Origin of the sequence: Streptomyces sp. UW30 (assembly GCF_008042075.1) — a bacterium.
GTDB lineage: Bacteria > Actinomycetota > Actinomycetes > Streptomycetales > Streptomycetaceae > Streptomyces.
Map to the genome: position 1 here is coordinate 1,581,801 of NZ_RDBN01000037.1, position 21,000 is coordinate 1,602,800.

Genomic DNA, 21,000 nt, shown 5'->3' on the forward strand with positions numbered 1-21,000 from the left:
TGAGTACGTCGGGGCACGTCAGTTGCCGACGCGGCGGCGCAGGTCCTGGAACGCGGTGTAGTTGGCGATGACCTCGATCCGGCCCGGCGGGCACGCCTGCACGGCCTGGTCGAGGTTGTCGCAGACCTGGAACTGCTGGTTCGCGACCTCCAGCCGCACCGCGAGGTCGAGCTTGCGGTCACCGATGACACAGATCGGGTGCCCGGACAGCCGCGTGTAGTCGACGTCCCACAGCCACGAGGTGTCGGTGCCGTCGGCGCCACGGGCGTTGACGGAGAGGATCACCGGGGTCGGCGGCGGGTCGATCAGGGAGAACGTCTCCAGCCAGCCGGCCGGGTTCTTGGCCAGCAGCAGCCGCAGATCCCGCCCCTCGAACTGCACGATGTCGTAGCGCCCGGCGACGGCCTGCACCTGGTACATGCGCTCCAGGGCGACCTGCGGCGGCACCCCGAACACGGCCGCGACGGCCGCCGAGGACGTGGCGTTGGCCTTGTTGGCGCGGCCCGGCAGCTGAAGATGAATCGGCCAGGCGGAGCCGTGCGGGTCGAGGACATGGTCCCCGGACAGCGCCCAGCTCGGCGTCGGCCGCCGGAACCCGCACTCACCGCAGAACCAGTCGTCGCCCGGCCGCTGCATCACGCCACCGCACGACGGGCACGACCAGGCGTCGTCCTTCCACATCTGCCCGGCGGCGACCCAGATCACGTTGGGCGACGACGAGGCGGCCCACACGACCAGCGGGTCGTCCGCGTTGGCCACGATCACGGCCTTCGAACCCGTCAGCCCCTCGCGCCAGTTCTCGGCGAGCATGCGGGTCTCGGCGGCCCGGTCCAGCTGGTCGCGCGAGAGGTTGAGCAGCGCGATGCACTTCGGGTCGGTGTCCCGGGCGACCCCGGCGAGGTACTTCTCGTCGACCTCGATGACGCCGTAGCGCGCTTCCGAGCCGCCGGCCAGCGCCGAGGTGATGCCCGCGGGCATGTTGGCGCCGAGGGCGTTGGAGACGACCGGCCCGGCGGCCCGCAGGGCCTCCGCGATCAGCCGGGTCGTCGTGGTCTTGCCGTTCGTCGCCGAGACCAGTACGACATCCAGGTTCTGGGCGAGTCGGGCGAGGAGGTCGGGGTCGAGTTTCAGCGCCACCCGGCCACCGATCACCGAACCGCTGCCGCGCCCTGCGGCGCGCGATGCCGCCGCGACCGCCTTGCCCGCGGTCACGGCGATCTTGGCCCGCGGCGTGAGCGGGTCCGAGTTGCCTGCCATCAGTTCTCGATCCTCCTTGCGTACGCGCCGTGCCTGAAGCCCTACGGCAACGTGGTGGTGGTCAGCCTATCGAGATCCATTCGCACTCCCGAATCGCCGTACCCTTGCCGCCATGCGCAATGTCTCCATTCCGGGCACTCATGGACGTGTTCGGCCCCTCACCCTGCTCGGAAACCCGGTACTCCACGCCCCCTGCGAGCAGGTCACCGACTTCGGTCCGGAACTGGCGACGCTCGTGGACGACTTGTTCGCGACGATGTACGCCGCGCAGGGCGTTGGCCTCGCCGCCAACCAGGTGGGGGAGTCGCTGCGGGTCTTCGTGTACGACTGCCCCGACGACGAGGAGGTCCGACACCTCGGCCATGTGGTGAACCCTCGCTTGGTGGAGGCGGACGGGATCGTGCTCCGCGGCCCGGAGGGCTGCCTGTCCCTGCCGGGCCTGGAGGCGGGGACGGAGCGCTACGACCACGCGGTGGTCGAGGGCTTCACGATGACGGGGGAGCCGGTCACGATCCACGGCACGGGTTTCTTCGCCCGCTGCCTCCAGCACGAGTGCGACCACTTGGACGGCGGCGTGTACGCGGACCGCGTGTCGGGCTGGCGCCACAGACGCCTGATGCGCCAGGTGACCCGAGCCTCTTGGCACCGGCCGGGGTGACCCGCCCAGGGGTCAGAACCCCGGACCCCCGATCTTGTCGCCCGCTGCCGCAAGGCGACCCCACAACAGGTCGGCCAGACTCCGCACCAACTCGGCCCGCGAACAAGGCCGTTCCCCCAGCCACCAGTCCCCGGCCGCGTGCATCATCCCGACGATCCCATGCCCCCACACCCGAGCCAGCTGCTGACCACCGGGCCCGAGATCCAACCGCTCCTCGATGACCGTGGCCAGCTCTTCGCCCATCCTGCGGAGCAGCGGCACGGAATGCTTGCCGACGTCGAACCCCTGGTCCGCCGTCTGCCCGCCCTCCGCCGGATGCATCAGGAACCGGTACACCTGAGGCCGTGCCTCGATCGCCGCGAGATACGTGTCCAACGTGGCCTCGACCCGCTCACGCCGGTCCGCAGGGGCATCCAACGCCGCCCTGAGCGAGTCCAGCAGAGCGTCGGTGTGCCGCTTGGCCAACGCCGCGTAAAGTCCGCCCTTGTCGCCGAAGTGCCGGTACAGGATCGGCTTCGTAATGCCCGCTTCCGCCGCGATGGCGTTCATCGAGGCCTGTGGTCCGTCGCGCAGCACCACCCGGTCGGCGGCCTCCAGCAGCTCGCGCCGACGGCGGTCGGCGGATCGTTGCTGATCGGTCCGCTGTGTGGTGTCCATTCGCTCTCCCCACCCGTGCTCTCTCGATGACGCCTGCGCAAAGTAACACTCACCATGCTCCCTCCATCGAATGGGCTGTCGATGAGTCATCGGGAGTTGACTTTATCTACTAGCGAGTAACAAACTAAGGTTACCGCTAGTAACACGCACGTACCGCCGCTGGAGGGGACATGGCCGAGTTCACCATGGAGCTCAACGACGAACAGAAGGAGGTCCGGGACTGGCTGCACGGCTTCGCCGCCGATGTGATCCGCCCCGCGGCCGCCGAATGGGACGAGCGTGAGGAGACTCCCTGGCCGGTCATCCAGGAGGCCGCCAAGGTCGGCATCTACTCACTCGACTTCTACGCCCAGCAGTACTTCGACCAGACCGGCCTCGGCATCCCCATGGCGATGGAGGAGCTGTTCTGGGGCGACGCGGGCATCGCCCTGTCGATCGTCGGCACCGGTCTCGCCGCCGTCGGCGTCCTCGCCAACGGCACCGAGGAGCAGATCGGCACCTGGGTGCCGCAGATGTACGGCGACGCCAATGACGTCAAGCTCGCCGCGTTCTGTTCGTCCGAGCCCGACGCCGGGTCCGACGTGGCCTCGATGCGCACGCGTGCCGTGTACGACGAGGCCAAGGACGAGTGGGTGATCAACGGCACGAAGACCTGGGCGACCAATGGCGGCATTGCCAACGTCCACGTGGTCGTCGCGGTCGTGGACCCGGATCTCGGCTCCAAGGGCCACGCGTCCTTCATCATCCCGCCGAGCACGCCGGGCCTGTCCCAGGGCCAGAAGTTCAAGAAGCACGGCATCCGCGCCTCGCACACCGCCGAGGTCGTCCTGGACAACGTGCGCGTGCCGGGCTCCTGCCTGCTGGGCGGCAAGGAGAAGCTGGACGAGCGGCTGGCGCGGGCCCGCGAGCGGGCCAGGGCGGKCGGCGGCGAGCGCGTGAAGAACGCGGCGATGGCCACGTTCGAGGCTTCGCGGCCGGCCGTCGGTGCGATGGCCGTCGGTACGGCCCGTGCCGCGTACGAAGTCGCTCTGGACTACGCCATGACGCGTGAGCAGTTCGGGCGGCCGATCATCGACAACCAGGGCGTGGCGTTCCAGCTGGCCGAGATGGCGACGCAGGTCGACGCGGCACGGCTGCTGGTGTGGCGGGCCTCCTGGATGGCGGTCAACGGCAAGCCGTTCAAGGCCGCCGAGGGGTCGATGTCGAAGCTGTTCGCGAGCGAGACGGCGAAGAAGGTCACGGCTCAGGCGATACAGATCCTGGGCGGCAACGGCTACACGCGGGAGTACCCCGTGGAACGGATGCACCGGGACAGCGCGATCTACACGATCTTCGAGGGGACGAGCGAGATCCAGCGGCTGGTGATCGCCCGTACGTTGTCGGGTATGCCCATTCGGTAGCGCCGTGGGGCTTGCCGAGGTGATGGAGGACGTCGATGACGGACAACCCACTTGTACCGCTGATCGCTCGCGGCGAGGCCAACCGCACCACCACGCTGGCCGCCCTCGCCCTCGAACAGAGCTGGGTGATCCCCGCCGACCGCCGTGCCTTCCTCCATCTGGCCCAACGCGCGGCATCGGACGCCCCCGAATCCGCCGCCTTCTTCACCCTGCTGGCCGAGGGTGAGGTGCTGGCGGGGGAGCGGCTGGGTGCCTTCGCGAAGGCATGCGATGTGGACGAGGCCCGCATCCGGGCGTACGAACCCCTGCCCGGCTGCCAGGCCTACCCCGCGTACGTGGCCTGGCTGGCCCTGAACGCGACACCGGCCGAGGCCGTACTCGCCCTCACGGCCAACTTCGCGGCCTGGGGCGGCTATTGCGCCACGATCGCCGAGGCCCTGCGCCGCCACTACGGCTTCACGGACGAGGCCTGCGCCTTCTTCGACTTCTTCGCGGAACCTTCCGCGGAGCTGGACGAGAAGGCGACGGCCGCGGTCCGGGCGGGACGGGATGCCGGCCGGCTGGATGAGGAACGCGCACGCCGGTACGCCCGATTGCTCCAGTCCTACGAGGACCAGTTCTGGTCAACGCTCCGCAGGTCAACCCCGTAGGGGCCCCTACGGCGCGGTCCCGCTGCTGTGCGCGATGCAGGCCACATCAATACGATCCGCAAGCTTCGCCAGCTCGATGGTCAACGCGGCCACCGTGTCCTCATCAAGCCCGTCCTCCCCGGCCTCGACAAGGTGCAGCCACCGACCACCCACCGTACGCAGCAGCTTGCTCACATCGGCGGCAGCCACCTGCAGGGTCCCGCGGTCATCGACGATCAGCGGCAGAGTAACTTCGCGGTTCACACCCGGGATCGTAACCGCGCAGCGCTCACGCACCCTGCCAAACCGTAGTGATGTTGCAGAACTCGCGGATTCCGTGCCCCGACAGCTCACGGCCGAATCCGGACCGCTTCACTCCGCCGAACGGGAACGCCGGATGCGACGCCGTCATCCCGTTGACATACACGCTTCCGGCCTCCAGGTCGTGTACGAACCGGTCGACCTCGGCCTCGTCGCGCGTCCATACGTTCGAACTCAGTCCGAAGGGTGAGTCGTTGGCGATCAGTACCGCCTCGTCCAGATCCGCCGCCCGGTACAGCGTGGCGACCGGGCCGAACGCCTCCTCCCGGTGGATCCGCATTTCGCGGGTGATGCCGGCGAGGACCGTGGGCGGGTAGTACCAGCCGGGCAGCTCGGGCCGGCGCAGCCGGTGGCCGCCGCACAGCGCCGTCGCGCCGCTGCGGGTGGCGTCGTCGACCAGTTCCTCCAGGTCCGCCCGGCCCTGCTCGCTCGACAGCGGGCCGACCTCCGTCTCCTCCTGCATCGGGTCGCCGACCACCAGCGCCTTCATGCCCTCGACGAAGCGTTCGGCGAAGGCGTCGTAGACGTCCGTGTGCACGATGAACCGTTTGGCGGCGATGCAGGACTGCCCGTTGTTCTGCACCCGCGCGGTCACCGCGATCCGCGCGGCGCGGTCGATGTCGGCCGACGGCATGACGACGTACGGGTCGCTGCCGCCCAGCTCCAGCACCGTCTTCTTGATCATCTCCCCGGAGGTGGAGGCGACCGCGCGGCCCGCGGGTTCGCTGCCGGTCAGGGTCGCCGCCCTGACACGTTCGTCGCGCAGGACCTCGTCGACCTGCCCGGCGCCGATCAGCAGCGTCTGGAAGCAGCCCTCGGTGTAGCCCGCGCGGTGGAACAGGTCCTCGATGTAGAGGGCGGTCTGGGGGACGTTCGAGGCGTGCTTCAGCAGGCCGACATTGCCCGCCATCAGCGCCGGCGCCGCGAAGCGCATCACCTGCCAGAGCGGGAAGTTCCACGGCATCACCGCGAGGACCGGGCCGAGCGGGCGATAGCGCACCCGTACGCGCGAGGCCCCCGAGTCCTTCACGTCGGAGTCTGCGGGCTCCTCGTCGGCGAGCAGCCCCTCGGCGCGTTCGGCGTACCAGCGCATGGCCTTGGCGCACTTGGCGGCCTCCGCCCGGGCCTGCTTGATGGGCTTGCCCATCTCGGTGGTCATCACCCGTGCGATGTCCTCCTGATCGGCGTCCAGGAGGTTCGCGGCCTGGATCAGCAGGCGCCCGCGGTCGACGAAGCTCGTCGTCCGGTAGGTGCGGAAGGTGGCCTCGGCGAGCTGGAGCCTGCGCTCGATCTCCTCGGCGCCCATGGCCTCGTACGTCTTGAGCGTCTCGCCGTTCGCAGGGTTGACCGTCGCGATGGGCATGACCGACCTCCTGGAAGCGGACTGATGCTTCGAGATTCCCGCGCGGCGGTGGGTACCGCAACGCGTGCACGGCTGCTCAGGCCGAGTGCTCCGCCAGCCGGTCGAGAAACGCGGCCTGGGCCTTGACGATGACCTGGCGCGCCCGGTCGACGGCCAGCCAGCGCACCCGGTCCAGTTCCGGGAACTCCTGGGTGCGGCCCGAGCGCGGCGGCCACTCCATCCGGAAGGTGCCGGGGACGACCGTCGCCGGGTCGAGGTCGGCCTCGATCGCCCACACCGTGACGATCTTGCCGCCGCTCTGCTTGACCTCGCCGAGCGGTACGGCCTCCCCGTCGGGCGGAGGCAGCCCCAGCTCCTCCTGGAACTCGCGGCGAGCGGCGTCCCAGGCGGTCTCGTCGGGGTCGTACTCGCCCTTGGGGACCGTCCACGCCCCGGCGTCGCGCTTGGCGAAGAACGGTCCGCCCATATGGCCGAGCAACACTTCCAGGCCGTCGTCGGTGTGGCGGAAGAGCAGCAGGCCCGCGCTGCGCTTCTCGCGCTTGTCGGCGGCCGGGGTCACGGCTTCACCTCCGGGTGGGCGGCGAGCAGGGTCTCGACCGTGTCGGCCTCCTCCGGCTGCTTGTCCTCGCGGTAGCGGACCACGCGGGCGAAGCGCAGGGTTACGCCGGCCGGGTAACGGGTGGAGCGCTGCAGGCCGTCGTAGGCGACCTCGACGACCAGCTCGGGGCGTACGGTCACCACCCAGTCGTCGCTCTGAACGGCGAGCTCCTGGAGGCGCTCGGTCTGCCAGGTCAGCATCGCGTCCGTCATGCCCTTGAACGTCTTGCCGAGCATCGCGAAACCGCCGTCCGCCGTGCGCGCCCCGAGGTGCAGGTTGGACAGCTTGCCGGTCCGGCGGCCGTGGCCCCATTCGGCGGCCAGCACCACCAGGTCGAGGGTGTGGACGGGCTTGACCTTCAGCCAGGAGGCGCCGCGCCGGCCCGCGCTGTAGGGGGCGTCGAGGGCCTTGACGACCACGCCCTCGTGGCCGCGCTCCAGGGTCTCGGCGAGGAAGGCCTCCGCCCGCGGGAGGTCCCCGGGGCCGGACACCAGCGCGCGGCGCACCCGCATCGGCTCGGGGACCAGCCGGGCCAGCTCCGCGTGGCGTTCGGTGAACGGCAGGTCGAGCAGGTCCCGGCCGTCGACGGACAGGGCGTCGAAGAAGACCGGCGAGACGGGGACCTCCTTGGCCGCGGTCGCCACGTCCGCGCGGGAGCCGACGCGGCCCGCCGTCTCCTGGAACGAGCGGGGGCGGCCCGCGGCGTCGAAGGCGATGACCTCGCCGTCCAGGATGAAGCGCTCCCCTCTCAGTTCCAGGGCGGCGGCGGTCAGTTCGGGCAGTCGGTCGGTGATGTCGTCGAGGGTGCGGGTGTACAGCCGTACCGTGTCGCCCTCGCGGTGGACCTGGACGCGGATGCCGTCAAGCTTCTCCTCGACCGCGCACGCGCCCAGCTTGTCGACCGCCTCGGACACCGAGGTGGCGGTGTGCGCCAGCATCGGCAGGACCGGGCGGCCCACGGTGAGCCGGAAGCGGGCCAGCGACTCCGGTCCGTCCGCGAGGAGCGCCCGGGCGACGTCCTGGAGGGAGCCCGCGAGCATCACCGCCCGCCGTACGTCCGCCGGCGGCGCCCCGGTCGCCTGGGCCAGGCCCTCCACCGCCACGGCGTCCAGCGCGCCCTGCCTGACCTCGCCGGTGATCAACCCGAACAGGAAGCGCTGCTCGTCCTCGGTGGCCGCACCCATCAACTCGCCCACCAGGCGCGCCCGTTCGGACTGCGAGCCGGTTCCGGACACCTTGCCGAGTTCGGTGAGCCGGGCGTCCACCTCGCGCACGGTGAGGGTCGGCTCGGCGGCCGGCGGGACCGGCCGGCTCAGCACCTTCCAGCCGATGCCGAGCCGGCCCTGGGGCAGGCGGCCCGCCAGATAGGGGATGACGATCGGGGCGTCGTCCGCCTCGGCGTCCCGGAAGAGCTCCGCCAGCAGAGCGGTCTTCCGGGACCGCGCCGAGGTCGCGGCGACCTCCTGGGACACCTGGGCCAGCCGGGTCAGCAGCATGCAAGCCATGGTGCGACGCGCTCCGCCGGTTTACACTCCGACGAATGGGTTGTGTTTCATCTGCGGGTGCTTCGCCGCACATCGATACAGCCCCGCGCCCCTAGGGGGTCGCGTCGAGGTCCGCCATGAGCAGCTCTCCGTTGATGAAGGCTCCTGCTCGGTAGCCGCCTGCCGCCGCGTTGATGACCTGCTCCGAGAAGCCCATCGCGTTGCCGACCGCCCAGACGCCCGGTACGGAGGTGAGTCCGGTCGGGTCAACCACGGGGTACGCGCCGAAGGGGGTCTCCTGGAAGTCGGCGTCGAGCTTCTGCAGGAGGCCGATCTGCGGTACCGCGCGGGGTGCGGTGAACACGACCTCGCGTGCGTGCACCGTCCCGTCCGCCAGGCGTACGCCAGTGAGCCGGTCGTCCTCGATGACCAGCCCGGCCACCGCACCCGGAACCACCTTCACCCCGGCCGCCGCGAGCCTGCGCAGGTCGTCGTCGGAGAGGTCCGGCTCGGCGACCTCGTGCAGGAAGAAGGTCACGTCCTTCGACCACTGCGACACCATGAGCGCCTGGTGCACGCTCAGCGCGGTGGTCGCCAGCACGCCGAAGGCCTGGTCGCGGACCTCCCAGCCGTGGCAGTACGGGCAGTGCAGCACATCCCTGCCGAAGCGCTCGGCGACGCCGGGGACCTCCGGCAGCTCGTCCTTGAGGCCGGTGGCGATGACGAGCCGCCGGGCGTGCACGTGCCGTCCACTCGCCAGCGCGACGGCAAAGTCCGTACCCCGCGAGACGTCCACCGCGCGGTCCCTGACCAGCTCGACGCCGTAGCGCGCGATCTCCTCCCGTCCGACGGCCAGCAGCTCGGCGGGCGGCATGCCGTCCCGGGACAGATAGCCCTGCATATGGGCGGCGGGCGCATTGCGCGGCTCGCCGGCGTCTACGACCAGCGTGCGGCGTCGGGCGCGGCCCAGGACGAGGGCGGCGGACAGGCCTGCCGGGCCGCCGCCGATGACGATCACTTCGTACGAGCCGGTGTTCTTCTCGGTCATGGTGACCACCTCCACCGCGACAGTCGCGCGGCCACTACCGCATTGACAAACGTGTTTGCCGAAACTGCAATGGACTTCATGAGTGACGACGACATGGACTCCGTGCTCGCGGAGGTCGGTCCACGGCTGCGACGGATCCGCAAGGAGCGGGGTGCGACGCTGGCCGGTCTGTCCGAGGCGACCGGCATCTCGGTGAGCACGCTCTCCAGACTGGAGTCGGGGCTGCGCAAGCCCAGTCTCGAACTGCTGCTGCCGATCGCGCGAGCGCACGAGGTGGCGCTGGACGAACTGGTGGCCGCGCCCGCGGTGCGCGATCCCCGGGTGCGGTCGGAGCCGATCAGGCGGCACGGGCGTACGTACTGGCCCCTGACCCGGCAGCCCGGTGGTCTTCAGGCCTTCAAGGTCCTGGTGCCGCAGGAGAGTGTCGAGCCGGAGCCGCGGACCCATGAGGGCTATGAGTGGCTGTACGTGATGGCGGGGAGGCTGAGGATGGTCCTGGGCGATCACGACATCGTGCTGACCGCGGGGGAGGCCGTCGAGTTCGACACGCGGGTGCCGCACTGGTTCGGGTCGACGGGGGAGGGGCCGGTGGAGTTCCTCAGTCTGTTCGGGCCGCAGGGGGAGCGGATGCATGTGCGGGCGCGACCCAAGAAGTCGTGACGCATCTGACTGTTCCCTGATCGGCAAGCGACCGCTTAGTATGCGAACCGACCCCGGTCAGACGAAGCAGTCCCCCGTGGAGGCCCCGCATGCAGGCATGGCAAGTGCACGAGAACGGCGAGCCGGGCGAGGTGATGCGCCTCGAGGACGTCGAGACGCCCACGCCCGGTGACGGCCAGGTCCTGCTGAAGGTGCGCGCCGCGAACATCAACTTCCCGGACGCGCTGATGTGCCGGGGCCACTACCAGGTCCGGCCGCCGCTGCCGTTCACGCCGGGCGTGGAGATCTGCGGCGAGACCGAGGACGGGCGCCGTGTCCTCGCCAACCCCGCGCTGCCGCACGGCGGCTTCGCCGAGTACGCCGTCGCGGACGCCGCCGCTCTCCTGCCCGCGCCCGAGGCGCTGGACGACGCCGAGGCGGCCGCCCTGCACATCGGCTACCAGACGGGCTGGTTCGGGCTGCACCGCCGGGCCGGTCTTGAAGCCGGGGAGACGCTGCTGGTCCACGCTGCCGCAGGAGGGGTCGGCAGCGCGGCCGTGCAGCTCGGGAAGGCGGCCGGGGCGCGGGTCATCGGTGTCGTGGGCGGCGCCGACAAGGCGGCCGTGGCCAGGGACCTGGGCTGCGACGTCGTCATCGACCGGCGCGCCGAGGACGTGATCGGCGCCGTGAAGGAGGCCACCGGCGGCCGGGGCGCCGACGTCATCTACGACCCCGTCGGCGGTGAGGCCTACGCCCAGTCCGCGAAGGTCGTCGCCTTCGAGGGCCGGATCGTGGTCGTCGGCTTCGCCAGCGGCACCATCCCCAGCCCGGCGCTCAACCACGCCCTGGTGAAGAACTACTCGATCCTGGGCCTGCACTGGGGCCTGTACAACACCAAGAACCCGAAGCTGATCCAGCACTGCCACGAGCAGCTCACCGAGCTGGCCGCCCGGGGCGCGATCAAGCCGCTGGTGAGCGAGCGGGTGCCGCTGGGCGGGGCCGCGGCCGCCGTCCAGAAGGTCGCCGACGGCGTCACCACCGGCCGTATCGCCGTGGTCCCGTCGCTGGAGAACGGAGCCGCCGTATGACGATCGACGCAGCCGAACTCCGGCGCCGCACAGGCGAGTTGCTGACCGCTCACCCGCCGGCCGGCACCGACCGCCTGGACTTCCTGCGCGCCCGCTTCGACGCCGGCCTCGCGTGGGTGCACTACCCCGAGGGCCTCGGCGGACTCGGCGTGCCGCGCTCGCTCCAGGCCGTCGTCGACGCCGAGCTGGAGGTCGCGGGCGCCCCCGACAACGAGCCGCGGCGCATCGGCATCGGCCTGGGCATGGCCGCGCCGACGATCCTCAAGTACGGCACCGAGGAGCAGAAGCAGCGCTACCTGCGGCCCCTGTGGACCGGCGAGGAGGTCTGGTGCCAGCTCTTCAGCGAGCCCGGTGCCGGATCCGACCTCGCCGCGCTCGGCACGCGTGCCGTCAGGGAGGGCGACGACTGGGTCGTCAACGGGCAGAAGGTGTGGACGTCCAGCGCCCACATCGCCCGCTGGGCCATCCTCATCGCCCGCACCGACCCGGACGTGCCCAAGCACGCCGGCATCACCTACTTCCTGTGCGACATGACCGACCCCGGCGTCGAGGTGCGGCCGCTGCGCCAGATCACCGGTGAGGCCGAGTTCAACGAGGTCTTCCTGACCGACGTCCGCATCCCGGACTCCCGGCGCCTCGGCGAGATCGGCGACGGCTGGAAGGTCGCGCAGACCACCCTGAACAACGAACGCGTCGCCATCGGCGGCATGCGGCTGCCCCGCGAGGGCGGCATGATCGGCCCGGTCGCCAAGACCTGGCGCGAGCGCCCCGAGCTGCGCACCCACGATCTGCACCAGCGGCTGCTGAAGCTGTGGGTGGAGTCCGAGGTCTCCCGTCTCACCGCCGAGCGGCTGCGCCAGCAGCTCGTCGCCGGCCAGCCGGGCCCCGAGGGCGCCGGCATGAAGCTCGCCTTCGCCCGGCTCAACCAGGAGATCAGCGGCCTGGAGGTCGAACTGCGCGGCGAGGAGGGCCTGTTGTACGACGACTGGACCATGCGCCGCCCGGAGCTCGTGGACTTCACCGGCCGCGACGCCGGCTACCGCTACCTGCGCTCCAAGGGCAACAGCATCGAGGGCGGGACCAGCGAGGTCCTGCTGAACATCGTCGCCGAGCGCGTCCTGGGCCTGCCCGCCGAGCCGCGCACCGACAAGGACGTCGCATGGAAGGACCTGGCCCGATGAGCGACTTGTTGTACACGGAGGAGGAAGAGGCGCTGCGGGCCGCCGTACGGGACCTGCTCACCGACCACTGCGACGCGCCCGGAGTCATCGCGCGCACCGAGTCGGACACCCCGCACGACCTGGAGGCGTGGAAGGCGCTCGCCGACGGCATGGGCCTGGCCGGGCTCCTGGTCCCCGAGGACAAGGGCGGCCAGGGCGCCACACACCGCGAAGTCGCCGTGGTGCTGGAGGAGTTGGGCCGCGCGGTCGCTCCTCTGCCGTATCTGACGAGTGCCGTGGTCGCCACGGAGGCGCTGCTGGCCTGCGAGGCCGAAGACGGCCTGCTGTCCGAGCTGGCGTCCGGCCGGCGCATCGGCGCCCTCGCCGTCGCGCTGAACGTTGTTCCCGGCGGCGCCTACAAGGTCGTACGGCATCAGGACGGCGCCCTGCACGGGGAGTTGACCGGCATCGCGGACGCGGTCGTCGCCGATGTGCTGCTCGTGCCCGCGGACGACGGCGGGTTGTACGCCGTGGAGGCCGACGCCGTGACCGTCACCGCGCAGGCGTCCCTGGACCTGACGCGGCCCGTCGCGAAGGTCGCCCTGGACGGTGCGCCCGGCCGGCTGCTGGGGGACGCCGAGCCCGCCGTGCTGCGCGCCCTGCGCGCGGGGGCCGGACTGCTCGCCTCCGAGCAATTCGGGCTCGCCGAGTGGACGTTGACCGAGACGGTCCGCTATCTGAAGGAACGCAAGCAGTTCAACCGGCCCGTCGGCGGCTTCCAGGCGCTCAAGCACCGGCTCGCCCAGCTCTGGCTGGAGGTCGTCAACCTGCGTGCGGCCGCCCGGGGCGCCGCCGACGCGCTCGCGACCGGCGAGGACGTCGAGGTGGCGGTCGCGGTCGCCCAGGCCTACGCGGCGCAGGTCGCCGTGCACGCCGCCGAGGAGGCCGTCCAGCTGCACGGCGGTCTCGGGATGACCTGGGAGCACCCGGCGCATCTGTATCTGAAGCGGGCCAAGGCCGATTCGATCGCCTACGGCACCGCGGGCGCACACCGCGAGGCACTGGCCGAACTCGTCGACCTCGCCGCTCCCTGACGTACACCTGAGCGAAGCCCGCGAAAAGCCCGCCCCACCTGGGGCGGGCTTTTTCGTGTGCGCTCAACGGAGGAAGTGAACGAGGGACGGCGGTCCAGCCAACTCCCTGCCCAGGCACTGCTGTTCGGGCCGTTCGGAATCGCATACTCGCAGCGGTTCCATCCGGCCCTATCAGGGAGGCAGAGCATGGCCCTCACCACCCGTCGCAGAGCCCTCACCACCCTCGGCGCCGCCCTCGCGGGCGCGGTCGCCCTGCCCGCCACCCAGGCGCTGGCAGGCCAGAGCAAGCACGGCAAGCGCCCGTTGTGGCGGGCGCACGCGCACAACGACTACGAGCACCCGCGTCCGCTCCTCGACGCCCTCGACCACCGCTTCGGCAGCCTCGAAGCCGACATCTACCTGGTCGGCGACCAACTCCTGGTCGCCCACGACCCCGAGGACCTCGACCCCCGCCGCACCCTGGAGTCGCTCTACCTCGACCCGCTGGCCGCACGCGTGAAGGCCAACCACGGTTCCGTCCACCGCGGCTACCGCAAGCCGGTCCAGCTGCTCATCGACATCAAGACCGAGGGCTCCTCGACCTACCTCGAACTCGACAAGCACCTGGGGCGCTACAAGCACCTGTTCACGACGTACGCCCACGGCCGGGTGCACGCGGGCCCGGTGACCGCCGTGATCTCCGGCGACCGTGCCGCCCGTGCGCCGATGGAGGCCCAGAAGGTCCGCCGCGCCTTCTACGACGGCCGCCTCGCCGACCTCGGCACCTCCGCGCCCGCCTCCTTCGTCCCGCTGATCAGCGACAACTGGACGCTCAACTTCACCTGGCTCGGCGTGGGCGCCTTCCCGGACGCCGAGCGGCAGAAGCTGCGGACCATCGTCCAGGCGGCGCACTCCCGTGGGCAGAAGGTGCGGTTCTGGGCCACCCCGGACGTGGCGGGCCCCGCGCGGGACGCACTGTGGGGCGAGCTGCTCGCCGCCGACGTCGACTTCCTCAACACCGATGATCTCGCCGGTCTGGAGGCGTTCCTCGACGCCCACCGGACGGTCTAGCCGCGCCCAGCGGACACACCACTCGTTCGGAGTACAGGTCAGCCGCCCGGACGAACCCTCCGCTACGCCACACTTGCGGCCGAACGCCCTGAACCGGGCAAGGCGGCGTGGCGGAGGAGCTAGACGATGGCCATTTCCATCTCTGTGGTGTTGCTGCTGTTCGTCCTGGCGGTGATCTTCGTACGCAACGGCGGGCTGAAGGTCACCCACGCGCTGGTGTGTCTGCTGCTCGGCTTCTACCTGGCCAGCACGAGCATGGCGCCCACCATCAGCAGCGGTCTGACGGCCACGGCGGAGATCGTGAGCAGCCTCAGACCGTGACCGTCAGGGGGTCGAGAAGACTCCGATGCCGTTGGGTACTTGGCGTTCCCTGCCGTCGGACGGGTGGTTGCGCACGGACACCGTCGCCGCTCCCGGCTCCCGCGCGACCAGCGTCGAGGAGCCGCCGCCGTCCAGGCTGAAGGCGTCGACCGAACCCAGGTCCCGCATCACGGAGGCGACCTCCGCGATGGTCAGGCCGGTGCGGTACTCGGGCGCGCCGTCCAGCGCGAGCAGCACCAGGCGCCGGCCGCGGTCCGCGACGCCCACGGCGGTCCGCACCGCCGAGGCCCGGTTGTCCAGGCCGGGCAGCGGCTGCCCCTCGTCGAGGACCGGATAGCCGCCGAGGGCGAAGCGGTACGGGATCCGGGACGACGACGCCACCAGCCGGTGCCGCACCGTCACCGGCTCGCCCGCGAAGAACTTCCGCAGCTGCTGTGCGCCCGCCTCCCGGCCCACCAGGACGGTGGTGCCCGCGGCGATCGGGCCACTGCCGGGGGTGTCGGCGCTCGACACGACCTTCCCGCCCCGGACCGTCACCTCATAGGTGTCCGTGCTGCACGGAGCCGCCCGGTCCGTGTCCGTGCCGCAGGTCGCGCGCACCCGGGAGACGCTGCCCCACTTGGAGGTGAACGCGCCGATGGTGCCCACCGGCAGCGCGTACTGGTTGAGCCCGCCGAGCGGAAGGCGGCCCTCGGGAGTGCGGATCGAGCCGTCGAGGCTCAGGTCGTCCAGCCGGGCCCGGCGGTCCACGCCCACGCCGAACACGTCCTCGGTACTCGTGCCGGGCGGCAGTGCGGGGCCGAAGCGCTGGCCGTTCGGGACCGCCGCCTTCAATGCCCGGCTGCGCGCGATCACCGGTCCCACGCTCGCGCCGGTCGCCTCGACGCCGGGGTGCTGGGTCTCGCTGATGTTGAAGAAGTCGCCGTTCACGCCCGCCACCGCGCCCTGTGCGGTGGCCTGCTGGGAGACGGTGGCCCGCGCCGCCGCCGTTCCCGGGTACAGCAGATCGAGACGTACGCGCGGATCGCGCAGGTCGACGGTGAGCACATGGGCGTGTGCCGTGCCCTTCGCCGCCGCGATGTCGAACTCGTCGTAGGTGACACCCGGCGCGATCGGAGTGCCCTGCGCGGCGCCGGCCGGTGCCGCCCCCGACAGGGCCACACCGGCCAGCGCGCCGAGTGCCGTGAGCAGCGTGAGGGCCGCTCTCGCTGATACGAATCGTCTCTGACGGAGCGTCACGATTCCCCCTGAGGTCTCGTCAAATGTCCCAGGACTCGGGGGAAGTGCACCAGACGGCGATGACCAATGGGGTTGCTAGGTGCCGACGACGCGAGAACGGGTGAGGAAACGCACCCCCTCGGGTGCCTCCAGAGAGAAGCCGCTGCCCCGCCCCTCGACCACGTCGACGATCAGCCGGGTGTGGCTCCACGCCTCGTACTGACTGCGCGACATCCAGAACGTCACGGGCTCCGTCACCCCCTCGACGTGCAGCTCCGCCAGCAGGATGTCCGAGTTGCCCGTGCGGAACTCGCCCTCCGGGTAGCACATCGGCGCGCTGCCGTCGCAGCAGCCGCCGGACTGGTGGAACATCAGCGGGCCGTGCGTCGCGCGCAGACGGCGCAACAGGTCGGCGGCCGCGGGGGTGAGTTCGACGCGCGGGGTCTCCTCATACATGGCAGCAAGGGCAGCACGAGGAACGTTGCGAGAGGGTTGCAGCCCTGCGGCCACCCCTCTCACCACCCGTTCTGATTAACCTGCACGGGTGACGATCGAGTTGACGCTGCTGACCTCCGTCTCCCACCGGGGAAGGGAGATCACCGCGCCCCGGCTGCGCGGCCTGCTCGCGCTGCTGGCCGGGGAGCCGCGGGCGGGATGCGGCACGGGACGGCTGGTGGCCGGGCTGTGGCCGGACGAGCAGCCGGAGAACCCGACGAAGGCCCTGCAGATCCTGGTCTCCCGGGCCAGGTCCCTGCTGGGCGGCGAGACCATCGCGAGTACCCCCACCGGCTATCGCATCGCCCTGCGCGAGGACCAGGTCGACGCCTGGGCCGTCCAGCTGCACGTCACCGAGACCATCGAGAAGGCGCGGGCCGGCGACCACCACGGCGCGGTCGCCGAGGCCGAGGCGGGGCTCGCCCTGTGGGACGCCGGGGAAGCGCACGAGGGCCACCTCGACGACCCCGTGGCCGCGCTGCGCCTCGAACTCGCCGCCGCGCACCGCGCGTTGACCCGGCAGCGGGCGCTCTCGCTGGCCCGCTCCGGGCGGCGGGAGGATGCGGTGGGGCCGCTCGGCGAGCTGGTGGCCGCCCACCCGCTGGACGAGGAGCCGCTGCTTGAGCTGATGCGCTGTCAGGCGGCCACAGCCGGTGCGGCCGCCGCGCTGGCGGCGTACGACACCTATCGGCGCCGCCTGCGTGACGAGCTCGGCACGGACCCCGGTCCCGCCCTCCAGGAACTGCACCAGGAACTGCTGCGCGGGCAGGCGCCCGTCGTGCGGCGCGGGGTGCCGCACGAGCCGAACCCGCTGCTCGGGCGGGAGGCCGACATCGCCGCCGTGACCCGGCTGATCCACAGCTCCCGGGTCACCTCGATCGTCGGGCCCGGCGGGCTCGGCAAGACGCGCCTCGCCGGCGCCGTCGCGCGGGAGGCCGAGCACCGGGTCGTGCACCTGGTGCCGCTCGCGGGGGTCGGCCGGGACGCCGACGTGGCGGCCGAGGTCGCCTCCGCGCTCGGCGCCGGGGAGAGCCCGCGCGGCGCGGCGGGCGACGCCGGGCCGCTCGCCGGCATCGTCGGCGCCCTAGGCCCCGGGCCGGCGCTGCTCGTCCTGGACAACTGCGAGCAGGTCGTCCCCGGCGTCGCCGACCTGGTGCGGGCGCTGGTGTCCATGACCAGGAACGTCAGCGTCCTCACCACCAGCCGCGCCCCGCTCGGACTGTCCTCCGAGGCCGTCCACCCGCTGCCCGAGCTGGACCCGCGCACCACCGTCGAGCTGTTCGAGCAGCGCGCCCGTGCCGCCCGCCCCGACGTCGAACTGCCCGCCGACGCCGTGGCCGACCTGTGCCGCCGACTCGACGGGCTGCCGCTCGCGACCGAGCTCGCCGCCGCCCGGGTGCGCGTGATGTCGGTCGCCGAGATCGCGCGCCGCCTCCAGGACCGGTTCGCCCTGCTGCGCGGCGGACCGCGGGACGCGCCACGCAGGCACCGCACCCTGCACGCCGTCGTCGACTGGAGCTGGAACCTGCTCGAACCCGAGGGCCGGGCGGCCCTGCGCGCCCTGTCGGTCTTTCCCGGCGGCTTCACGGCCGAGGCCGCCGGACACCTCGTCGCCGGTCGGGAAGTCCCGGACGCACCGGACGCACCGAATGTTCTGGATGTGCCGGACGTTCTGGATGTGCTGGAAGACCTCGTCGACCAGTCCCTGATCAAGGTCACCGACACCGCGCACGGCACCCGCTTCCGGATGCTGGAGACCGTACGGGAGTTCGCCGCAGCGCATCGGGAGCAGGCCGGGGAGCAGGGCGTCGTCGCGGACCGGTTCATCGGGTGGGCGCGGGAGTTCGGGGCCACCCACCACGACGCGCCGTTCGGACCCGACCCGGTCGCGTCCTGGCAGCTGATCCGCGCCGAGCAGGACAACCTGGTCCAGGCGCTGCGGCTCGCGCTCGCCCGCGACGACGCCGACACGGTCGCCGCCGTGGCCGCCGTACTGTGCGCCCTGTGGACCACCGAGGCCAACTACGCCCGGCTGATGGTCCTGGCCGACGACACCGCCCCGCTGCTCGCCCGCCACCGGCCCGCCCCCGCATACGTCGAGCCGACCCGCACGGCCCTCGCCCTGATGACCGCCACCCTCTTCCTCGGTCTCGGAGCCGGTGCCATGCGCCCGCTGGCCGGCCTGCGCCGGCTGCCTGCCGCGCCGCCCGACAGCCTGGTGCGGGCCGCGTCGACGGTGCTGTGCGCGCTGCCGGAGGTGCTCGCGTCCGGTGACCGGGGGACCCTGGAGGCGCTCTGTGACAGCGACGCGCCCCTGCTCGCGGGCGTCGCCAACTGCGTGGCGAGCTACGTGTGGGAGGGCGAGCACGACCCGGACCGGGCCCTCGACGCCGCCCGCCGGATGCTCGACGCCTTCGCGGACCGGGACATTCCGCTGCTGCGGTACTGGCCGCAGTCCCGGATCGGTGAGCTGTGCCTGGGCATGGAGCGCGGCGCCGAGGCGATCGGCCCCATGACGAGCGCGATGCGGGAGCTGGAGCGCTTCGGCGAGGGGCAGGACCCGGTCGGACTGAGCTGGGGGCTGATGCTCGCCCACCTCCAGACCGGCGACCTCGACGCGGCCGAGCACTGGCTGGAACACGCCCTGAGGCACCAGCCCGAGGGCATGACACCGGACGCCTTCGCCCCCGACCTGGGCGCCCGCGCCGAGATCGCGCTCGCCAGGGGCGACACCGAGACCGGCCTCGGCCTGTGGCGCCGGGCGATCGCACGGATGGAACGGGCAGCGAGCCCCGTCGTCGGAGGCGAACCCCTGCTGGAGGGCTGGCGGTTGGAGCTGCAGGCCGTCGCCGTCACGGCCCACGCCCGGCACGGCCGCACCGACCTCGTGGCACCCATCGTCGCCGCGCTCCCCGAGCGCCTGACGACCCTGCTGACCCGGTCCCCGACCGCCGCGCACCCCACGACGGCGGACCTCCCCGTCCAGGGCGCTCTGCTGCTCGCGCTCGGCACCGCCCGCCTCGCGAACGGAGATCCCGCTCACGGAGTGCGGCTGATCGCGCTGGCCGAGCGCTTCCTGTGTCTGCGCAACTTCCAGCCGACGATGTCCTCCGTCCGCGCCCGGGAGGACGCCGAGAACGCCGATCGGGCGGCATACGCGGACGCGGTTTCCGAGTACGCCGCCCTGGACCCGGGCGCTCTGCGCGAGGCCGCGTTCGGGCTGCTGCGGGAGCGGACCGGCTGAGTGACGTCCCGGCTCCCCGCAGGCACGGTCAGAACCGCACCGGCAGGCTCAGCAGGTGGAAGCCGTCGCCGGGCCAGTGCCCGAACGCGACGTCGGCCCGGTCCACCGCCAGGGCCGGCGCCGTTCGCCGCACGAACAGCTCGTCGAACACGACGCCCGTCACGACCCGGCCAAGCGCCGCGCCGATGCAGTAGTGCGGGCCGTGCCCGAAGGCGAGATGACCGTCCCCGCGCCCGAACTCCCTTGTGATGTCGAGTCGTTCGGGCGCCTCGAACGCGGCCGGGTCGTGGTTGGCGCCGAACAGCGCGACCGTCACGGCCTCGCCCTTCTTCAGCGGTGAACCGGCGAACTCGAAGTCCTCGGCGGCGTACAGGGTGGCGCCGATGCGTACCAGCGTGACGTACCGCAGGAGTTCGGGCACCGCGCGGGCGAGCAGCTCCGGCTCGTCGTGCAGCCGCTGAAGCTGCTCGGGGTGGTCGAGCAGGGCGAGCACGCCGTGGGCGAGGAACAGGGCGGGCGGGGTGATGCCGGTGTTGATGAGCAGGAAGAAGACGGTGACGATCTCGTCGTCGCTCATCCCTCCGTCGGCCAGCAGTGCCGAGACCAGGTCGTCGGTGGGCTCGGCGCGGCGGCGGGCCACCAGGTCCTTGCTGTACTCCACGATGCCGGCCAGCCCTTCGGCGATCCGGCTGCCGTCGCCGTACGCGAAGTCCCGGATCCACTCGCAGACCCGGTCCTGGTCGGCGGCGTCGACACCGACCAGCTCACAGATCACGGCCGTGCTCAGCGGGTAGGCGAAGTCGCCCAGCAGATCGGTCCGTTCACGACCGGCGAGGCCGGCGACGAGCTCACGGGCGGTCTTCTCCACGAAGGGGCGCAGCGCGGACACGCGGCGGGCGGTGAAGGCGCGGGTGAGGGGGCCCCGGCGCCGGGTGTGCTCGTCGCCGTCGAACAGCGCCAGGTGCCCGGACAGATACGGGACGTACTCCTCCGGGAAGCCCTCGAAGCCCTGGGCCAGCAGCTCGGCCTGCGGGTCCGGCATCCCGGAGCCGCCGGGGACGGCGGAGCGGTCCCGGATCAGGCGCGGCTCGGTGAGTGCGGCCCGCGCGTCCTCGTAGCGGGTGACCAGCCGCACAGGCGTGTCCAGACCCGGCAGGACCGCGTGCCCGAGGTCGGTGCGCGAGCGCAGGTCGGCGTAACCGCGAACGGGGTCCCCGACGAGCTCGGGGGTCAGGTGGAGGGGGGTGGCGTTCATGGCGTGTGCCTCTCTGGCTCC

The 21,000-nt window shown here is 71.8% G+C and carries 20 protein-coding genes; 10 read left to right on the forward strand and 10 right to left on the reverse strand.

What is annotated here, in order from left to right; genetic code table 11:
* Positions 1-18: 18 nt before the first annotated feature.
* A complete protein-coding gene (locus EAO75_RS25975) occupies positions 19-1,257 on the reverse strand; it encodes a MurT ligase domain-containing protein (protein ID WP_147997433.1) in 1,239 nt (412 codons plus the stop codon).
* A gap of 112 nt (positions 1,258-1,369) precedes the next feature.
* Here EAO75_RS25975 and def point away from each other — a divergent pair, with 112 nt between their 5' ends.
* Entirely contained in the window at positions 1,370-1,915 is a 546-nt protein-coding gene (def, locus tag EAO75_RS25980) for a peptide deformylase (protein WP_147997434.1), read from the forward strand.
* A 12-nt stretch (positions 1,916-1,927) separates the two neighbouring features.
* Here def and EAO75_RS25985 read toward each other — a convergent pair whose 3' ends face one another.
* The gene (locus EAO75_RS25985) at positions 1,928-2,572 is read right to left on the reverse strand and encodes a TetR family transcriptional regulator (protein WP_147997435.1); all 645 of its coding nucleotides are present in this window, start codon (positions 2,570-2,572) and stop codon (positions 1,928-1,930) included.
* Between the two features lie 170 nt (positions 2,573-2,742).
* On the opposite strand from EAO75_RS25985, the gene EAO75_RS25990 reads away from it, so the two are divergent.
* A complete protein-coding gene (locus EAO75_RS25990) occupies positions 2,743-3,972 on the forward strand; it encodes an acyl-CoA dehydrogenase family protein (protein ID WP_147997436.1) in 1,230 nt (409 codons plus the stop codon).
* Positions 3,973-4,007: 35 nt separating this feature from the next.
* Positions 4,008-4,622, forward strand: a complete 615-nt coding sequence (locus EAO75_RS25995) for a transcriptional regulator (protein WP_147997437.1) — start codon at positions 4,008-4,010, stop codon at positions 4,620-4,622.
* 6 nt (positions 4,623-4,628) lie between these two features.
* Here the strand turns inward: EAO75_RS25995 and EAO75_RS26000 are convergent, their stop codons facing one another.
* The 5 genes from EAO75_RS26000 to EAO75_RS26020 form a co-directional block, all read right to left on the reverse strand.
* Positions 4,629-4,865 carry a DUF6213 family protein gene (locus tag EAO75_RS26000; RefSeq protein WP_126389501.1) on the reverse strand — a complete coding sequence of 79 codons (237 nt, stop codon included), beginning with the start codon at positions 4,863-4,865 and terminating at the stop codon, positions 4,629-4,631.
* A gap of 25 nt (positions 4,866-4,890) precedes the next feature.
* Positions 4,891-6,285, reverse strand: coding sequence for an NADP-dependent succinic semialdehyde dehydrogenase (locus tag EAO75_RS26005; protein ID WP_147997438.1), 1,395 nt, complete (start codon positions 6,283-6,285; stop codon positions 4,891-4,893).
* 76 nt (positions 6,286-6,361) lie between these two features.
* Positions 6,362-6,844, reverse strand: a complete 483-nt coding sequence (locus EAO75_RS26010; protein ID WP_147997439.1) for an NUDIX domain-containing protein — start codon at positions 6,842-6,844, stop codon at positions 6,362-6,364.
* Positions 6,841-8,379, reverse strand: a complete 1,539-nt coding sequence (locus EAO75_RS26015; RefSeq protein WP_147997440.1) for an ATP-dependent DNA ligase — start codon at positions 8,377-8,379, stop codon at positions 6,841-6,843. The genes EAO75_RS26010 and EAO75_RS26015 overlap by 4 nt, the downstream gene beginning before the upstream one ends.
* A gap of 100 nt (positions 8,380-8,479) precedes the next feature.
* Positions 8,480-9,415 carry an NAD(P)/FAD-dependent oxidoreductase gene (locus EAO75_RS26020; RefSeq protein WP_147997441.1) on the reverse strand — a complete coding sequence of 312 codons (936 nt, stop codon included), beginning with the start codon at positions 9,413-9,415 and terminating at the stop codon, positions 8,480-8,482.
* A 78-nt stretch (positions 9,416-9,493) separates the two neighbouring features.
* On the opposite strand from EAO75_RS26020, the gene EAO75_RS26025 reads away from it, so the two are divergent.
* From EAO75_RS26025 to EAO75_RS26050, 6 genes are all read left to right on the forward strand, one after another.
* The gene (locus EAO75_RS26025) at positions 9,494-10,075 is read left to right on the forward strand and encodes a helix-turn-helix domain-containing protein (RefSeq protein WP_147997442.1); all 582 of its coding nucleotides are present in this window, start codon (positions 9,494-9,496) and stop codon (positions 10,073-10,075) included.
* 89 nt (positions 10,076-10,164) lie between these two features.
* A complete protein-coding gene (locus EAO75_RS26030; RefSeq protein WP_147997443.1) occupies positions 10,165-11,142 on the forward strand; it encodes an NADPH:quinone oxidoreductase family protein in 978 nt (325 codons plus the stop codon).
* The gene (locus tag EAO75_RS26035) at positions 11,139-12,323 is read left to right on the forward strand and encodes an acyl-CoA dehydrogenase family protein (RefSeq protein WP_147997444.1); all 1,185 of its coding nucleotides are present in this window, start codon (positions 11,139-11,141) and stop codon (positions 12,321-12,323) included. The genes EAO75_RS26030 and EAO75_RS26035 overlap by 4 nt, the downstream gene beginning before the upstream one ends.
* Positions 12,320-13,396, forward strand: a complete 1,077-nt coding sequence (locus EAO75_RS26040) for an acyl-CoA dehydrogenase family protein (protein WP_147997445.1) — start codon at positions 12,320-12,322, stop codon at positions 13,394-13,396. The genes EAO75_RS26035 and EAO75_RS26040 overlap by 4 nt, the downstream gene beginning before the upstream one ends.
* A 186-nt stretch (positions 13,397-13,582) precedes the next feature.
* On the forward strand, positions 13,583-14,446 hold the full coding sequence (locus EAO75_RS26045; RefSeq protein WP_147997446.1) for a phosphatidylinositol-specific phospholipase C/glycerophosphodiester phosphodiesterase family protein: 864 nt from the start codon (positions 13,583-13,585) through the stop codon (positions 14,444-14,446).
* Positions 14,447-14,572: 126 nt separating this feature from the next.
* Positions 14,573-14,767, forward strand: a complete 195-nt coding sequence (locus EAO75_RS26050) for a hypothetical protein (protein ID WP_147997447.1) — start codon at positions 14,573-14,575, stop codon at positions 14,765-14,767.
* Positions 14,768-14,770: 3 nt separating this feature from the next.
* On the opposite strand, the gene EAO75_RS26055 is transcribed toward EAO75_RS26050, so the two are convergent.
* Positions 14,771-16,006, reverse strand: a complete 1,236-nt coding sequence (locus EAO75_RS26055; protein ID WP_147997448.1) for a phosphodiester glycosidase family protein — start codon at positions 16,004-16,006, stop codon at positions 14,771-14,773.
* Between the two features lie 75 nt (positions 16,007-16,081).
* Complete coding sequence (locus tag EAO75_RS26060) at positions 16,082-16,441, reverse strand: DUF779 domain-containing protein (protein ID WP_147997449.1); 360 nt, start codon at positions 16,439-16,441, stop codon at positions 16,082-16,084.
* A gap of 88 nt (positions 16,442-16,529) precedes the next feature.
* Between EAO75_RS26060 and EAO75_RS26065 the strand changes: the two genes are divergently transcribed.
* Positions 16,530-19,724, forward strand: coding sequence for an ATP-binding protein (locus EAO75_RS26065; protein ID WP_147997450.1), 3,195 nt, complete (start codon positions 16,530-16,532; stop codon positions 19,722-19,724).
* 28 nt (positions 19,725-19,752) lie between these two features.
* Here the strand turns inward: EAO75_RS26065 and EAO75_RS26070 are convergent, their stop codons facing one another.
* Positions 19,753-20,979 carry a cytochrome P450 gene (locus EAO75_RS26070; RefSeq protein WP_147997451.1) on the reverse strand — a complete coding sequence of 409 codons (1,227 nt, stop codon included), beginning with the start codon at positions 20,977-20,979 and terminating at the stop codon, positions 19,753-19,755.
* Positions 20,980-21,000 lie beyond the last annotated feature (21 nt).

Bases quoted from the DNA above. Each gene is read 5' to 3' on its own strand.
- EAO75_RS26015 (WP_147997440.1), bottom strand. From the start codon at position 8,379: ATGCTGCTGACCCGGCTGGCCCAGGTGTCCCAGGAGGTCGCCGCGACC.
- EAO75_RS26025 (WP_147997442.1), top strand. From the start codon at position 9,494: ATGAGTGACGACGACATGGACTCCGTGCTCGCGGAGGTCGGTCCACGG.
- EAO75_RS26045 (WP_147997446.1), top strand. From the start codon at position 13,583: ATGGCCCTCACCACCCGTCGCAGAGCCCTCACCACCCTCGGCGCCGCC.
- EAO75_RS25985 (WP_147997435.1), bottom strand. From the start codon at position 2,572: ATGGACACCACACAGCGGACCGATCAGCAACGATCCGCCGACCGCCGT.
- def (WP_147997434.1), top strand. From the start codon at position 1,370: ATGCGCAATGTCTCCATTCCGGGCACTCATGGACGTGTTCGGCCCCTC.
- EAO75_RS26020 (WP_147997441.1), bottom strand. From the start codon at position 9,415: ATGACCGAGAAGAACACCGGCTCGTACGAAGTGATCGTCATCGGCGGC.
- EAO75_RS26060 (WP_147997449.1), bottom strand. From the start codon at position 16,441: ATGTATGAGGAGACCCCGCGCGTCGAACTCACCCCCGCGGCCGCCGAC.
- EAO75_RS26035 (WP_147997444.1), top strand. From the start codon at position 11,139: ATGACGATCGACGCAGCCGAACTCCGGCGCCGCACAGGCGAGTTGCTG.
- EAO75_RS26050 (WP_147997447.1), top strand. From the start codon at position 14,573: ATGGCCATTTCCATCTCTGTGGTGTTGCTGCTGTTCGTCCTGGCGGTG.
- EAO75_RS25975 (WP_147997433.1), bottom strand. From the start codon at position 1,257: ATGGCAGGCAACTCGGACCCGCTCACGCCGCGGGCCAAGATCGCCGTG.
- EAO75_RS25995 (WP_147997437.1), top strand. From the start codon at position 4,008: ATGACGGACAACCCACTTGTACCGCTGATCGCTCGCGGCGAGGCCAAC.
- EAO75_RS26070 (WP_147997451.1), bottom strand. From the start codon at position 20,979: ATGAACGCCACCCCCCTCCACCTGACCCCCGAGCTCGTCGGGGACCCC.
- EAO75_RS26005 (WP_147997438.1), bottom strand. From the start codon at position 6,285: ATGCCCATCGCGACGGTCAACCCTGCGAACGGCGAGACGCTCAAGACG.
- EAO75_RS26040 (WP_147997445.1), top strand. From the start codon at position 12,320: ATGAGCGACTTGTTGTACACGGAGGAGGAAGAGGCGCTGCGGGCCGCC.
- EAO75_RS26030 (WP_147997443.1), top strand. From the start codon at position 10,165: ATGCAGGCATGGCAAGTGCACGAGAACGGCGAGCCGGGCGAGGTGATG.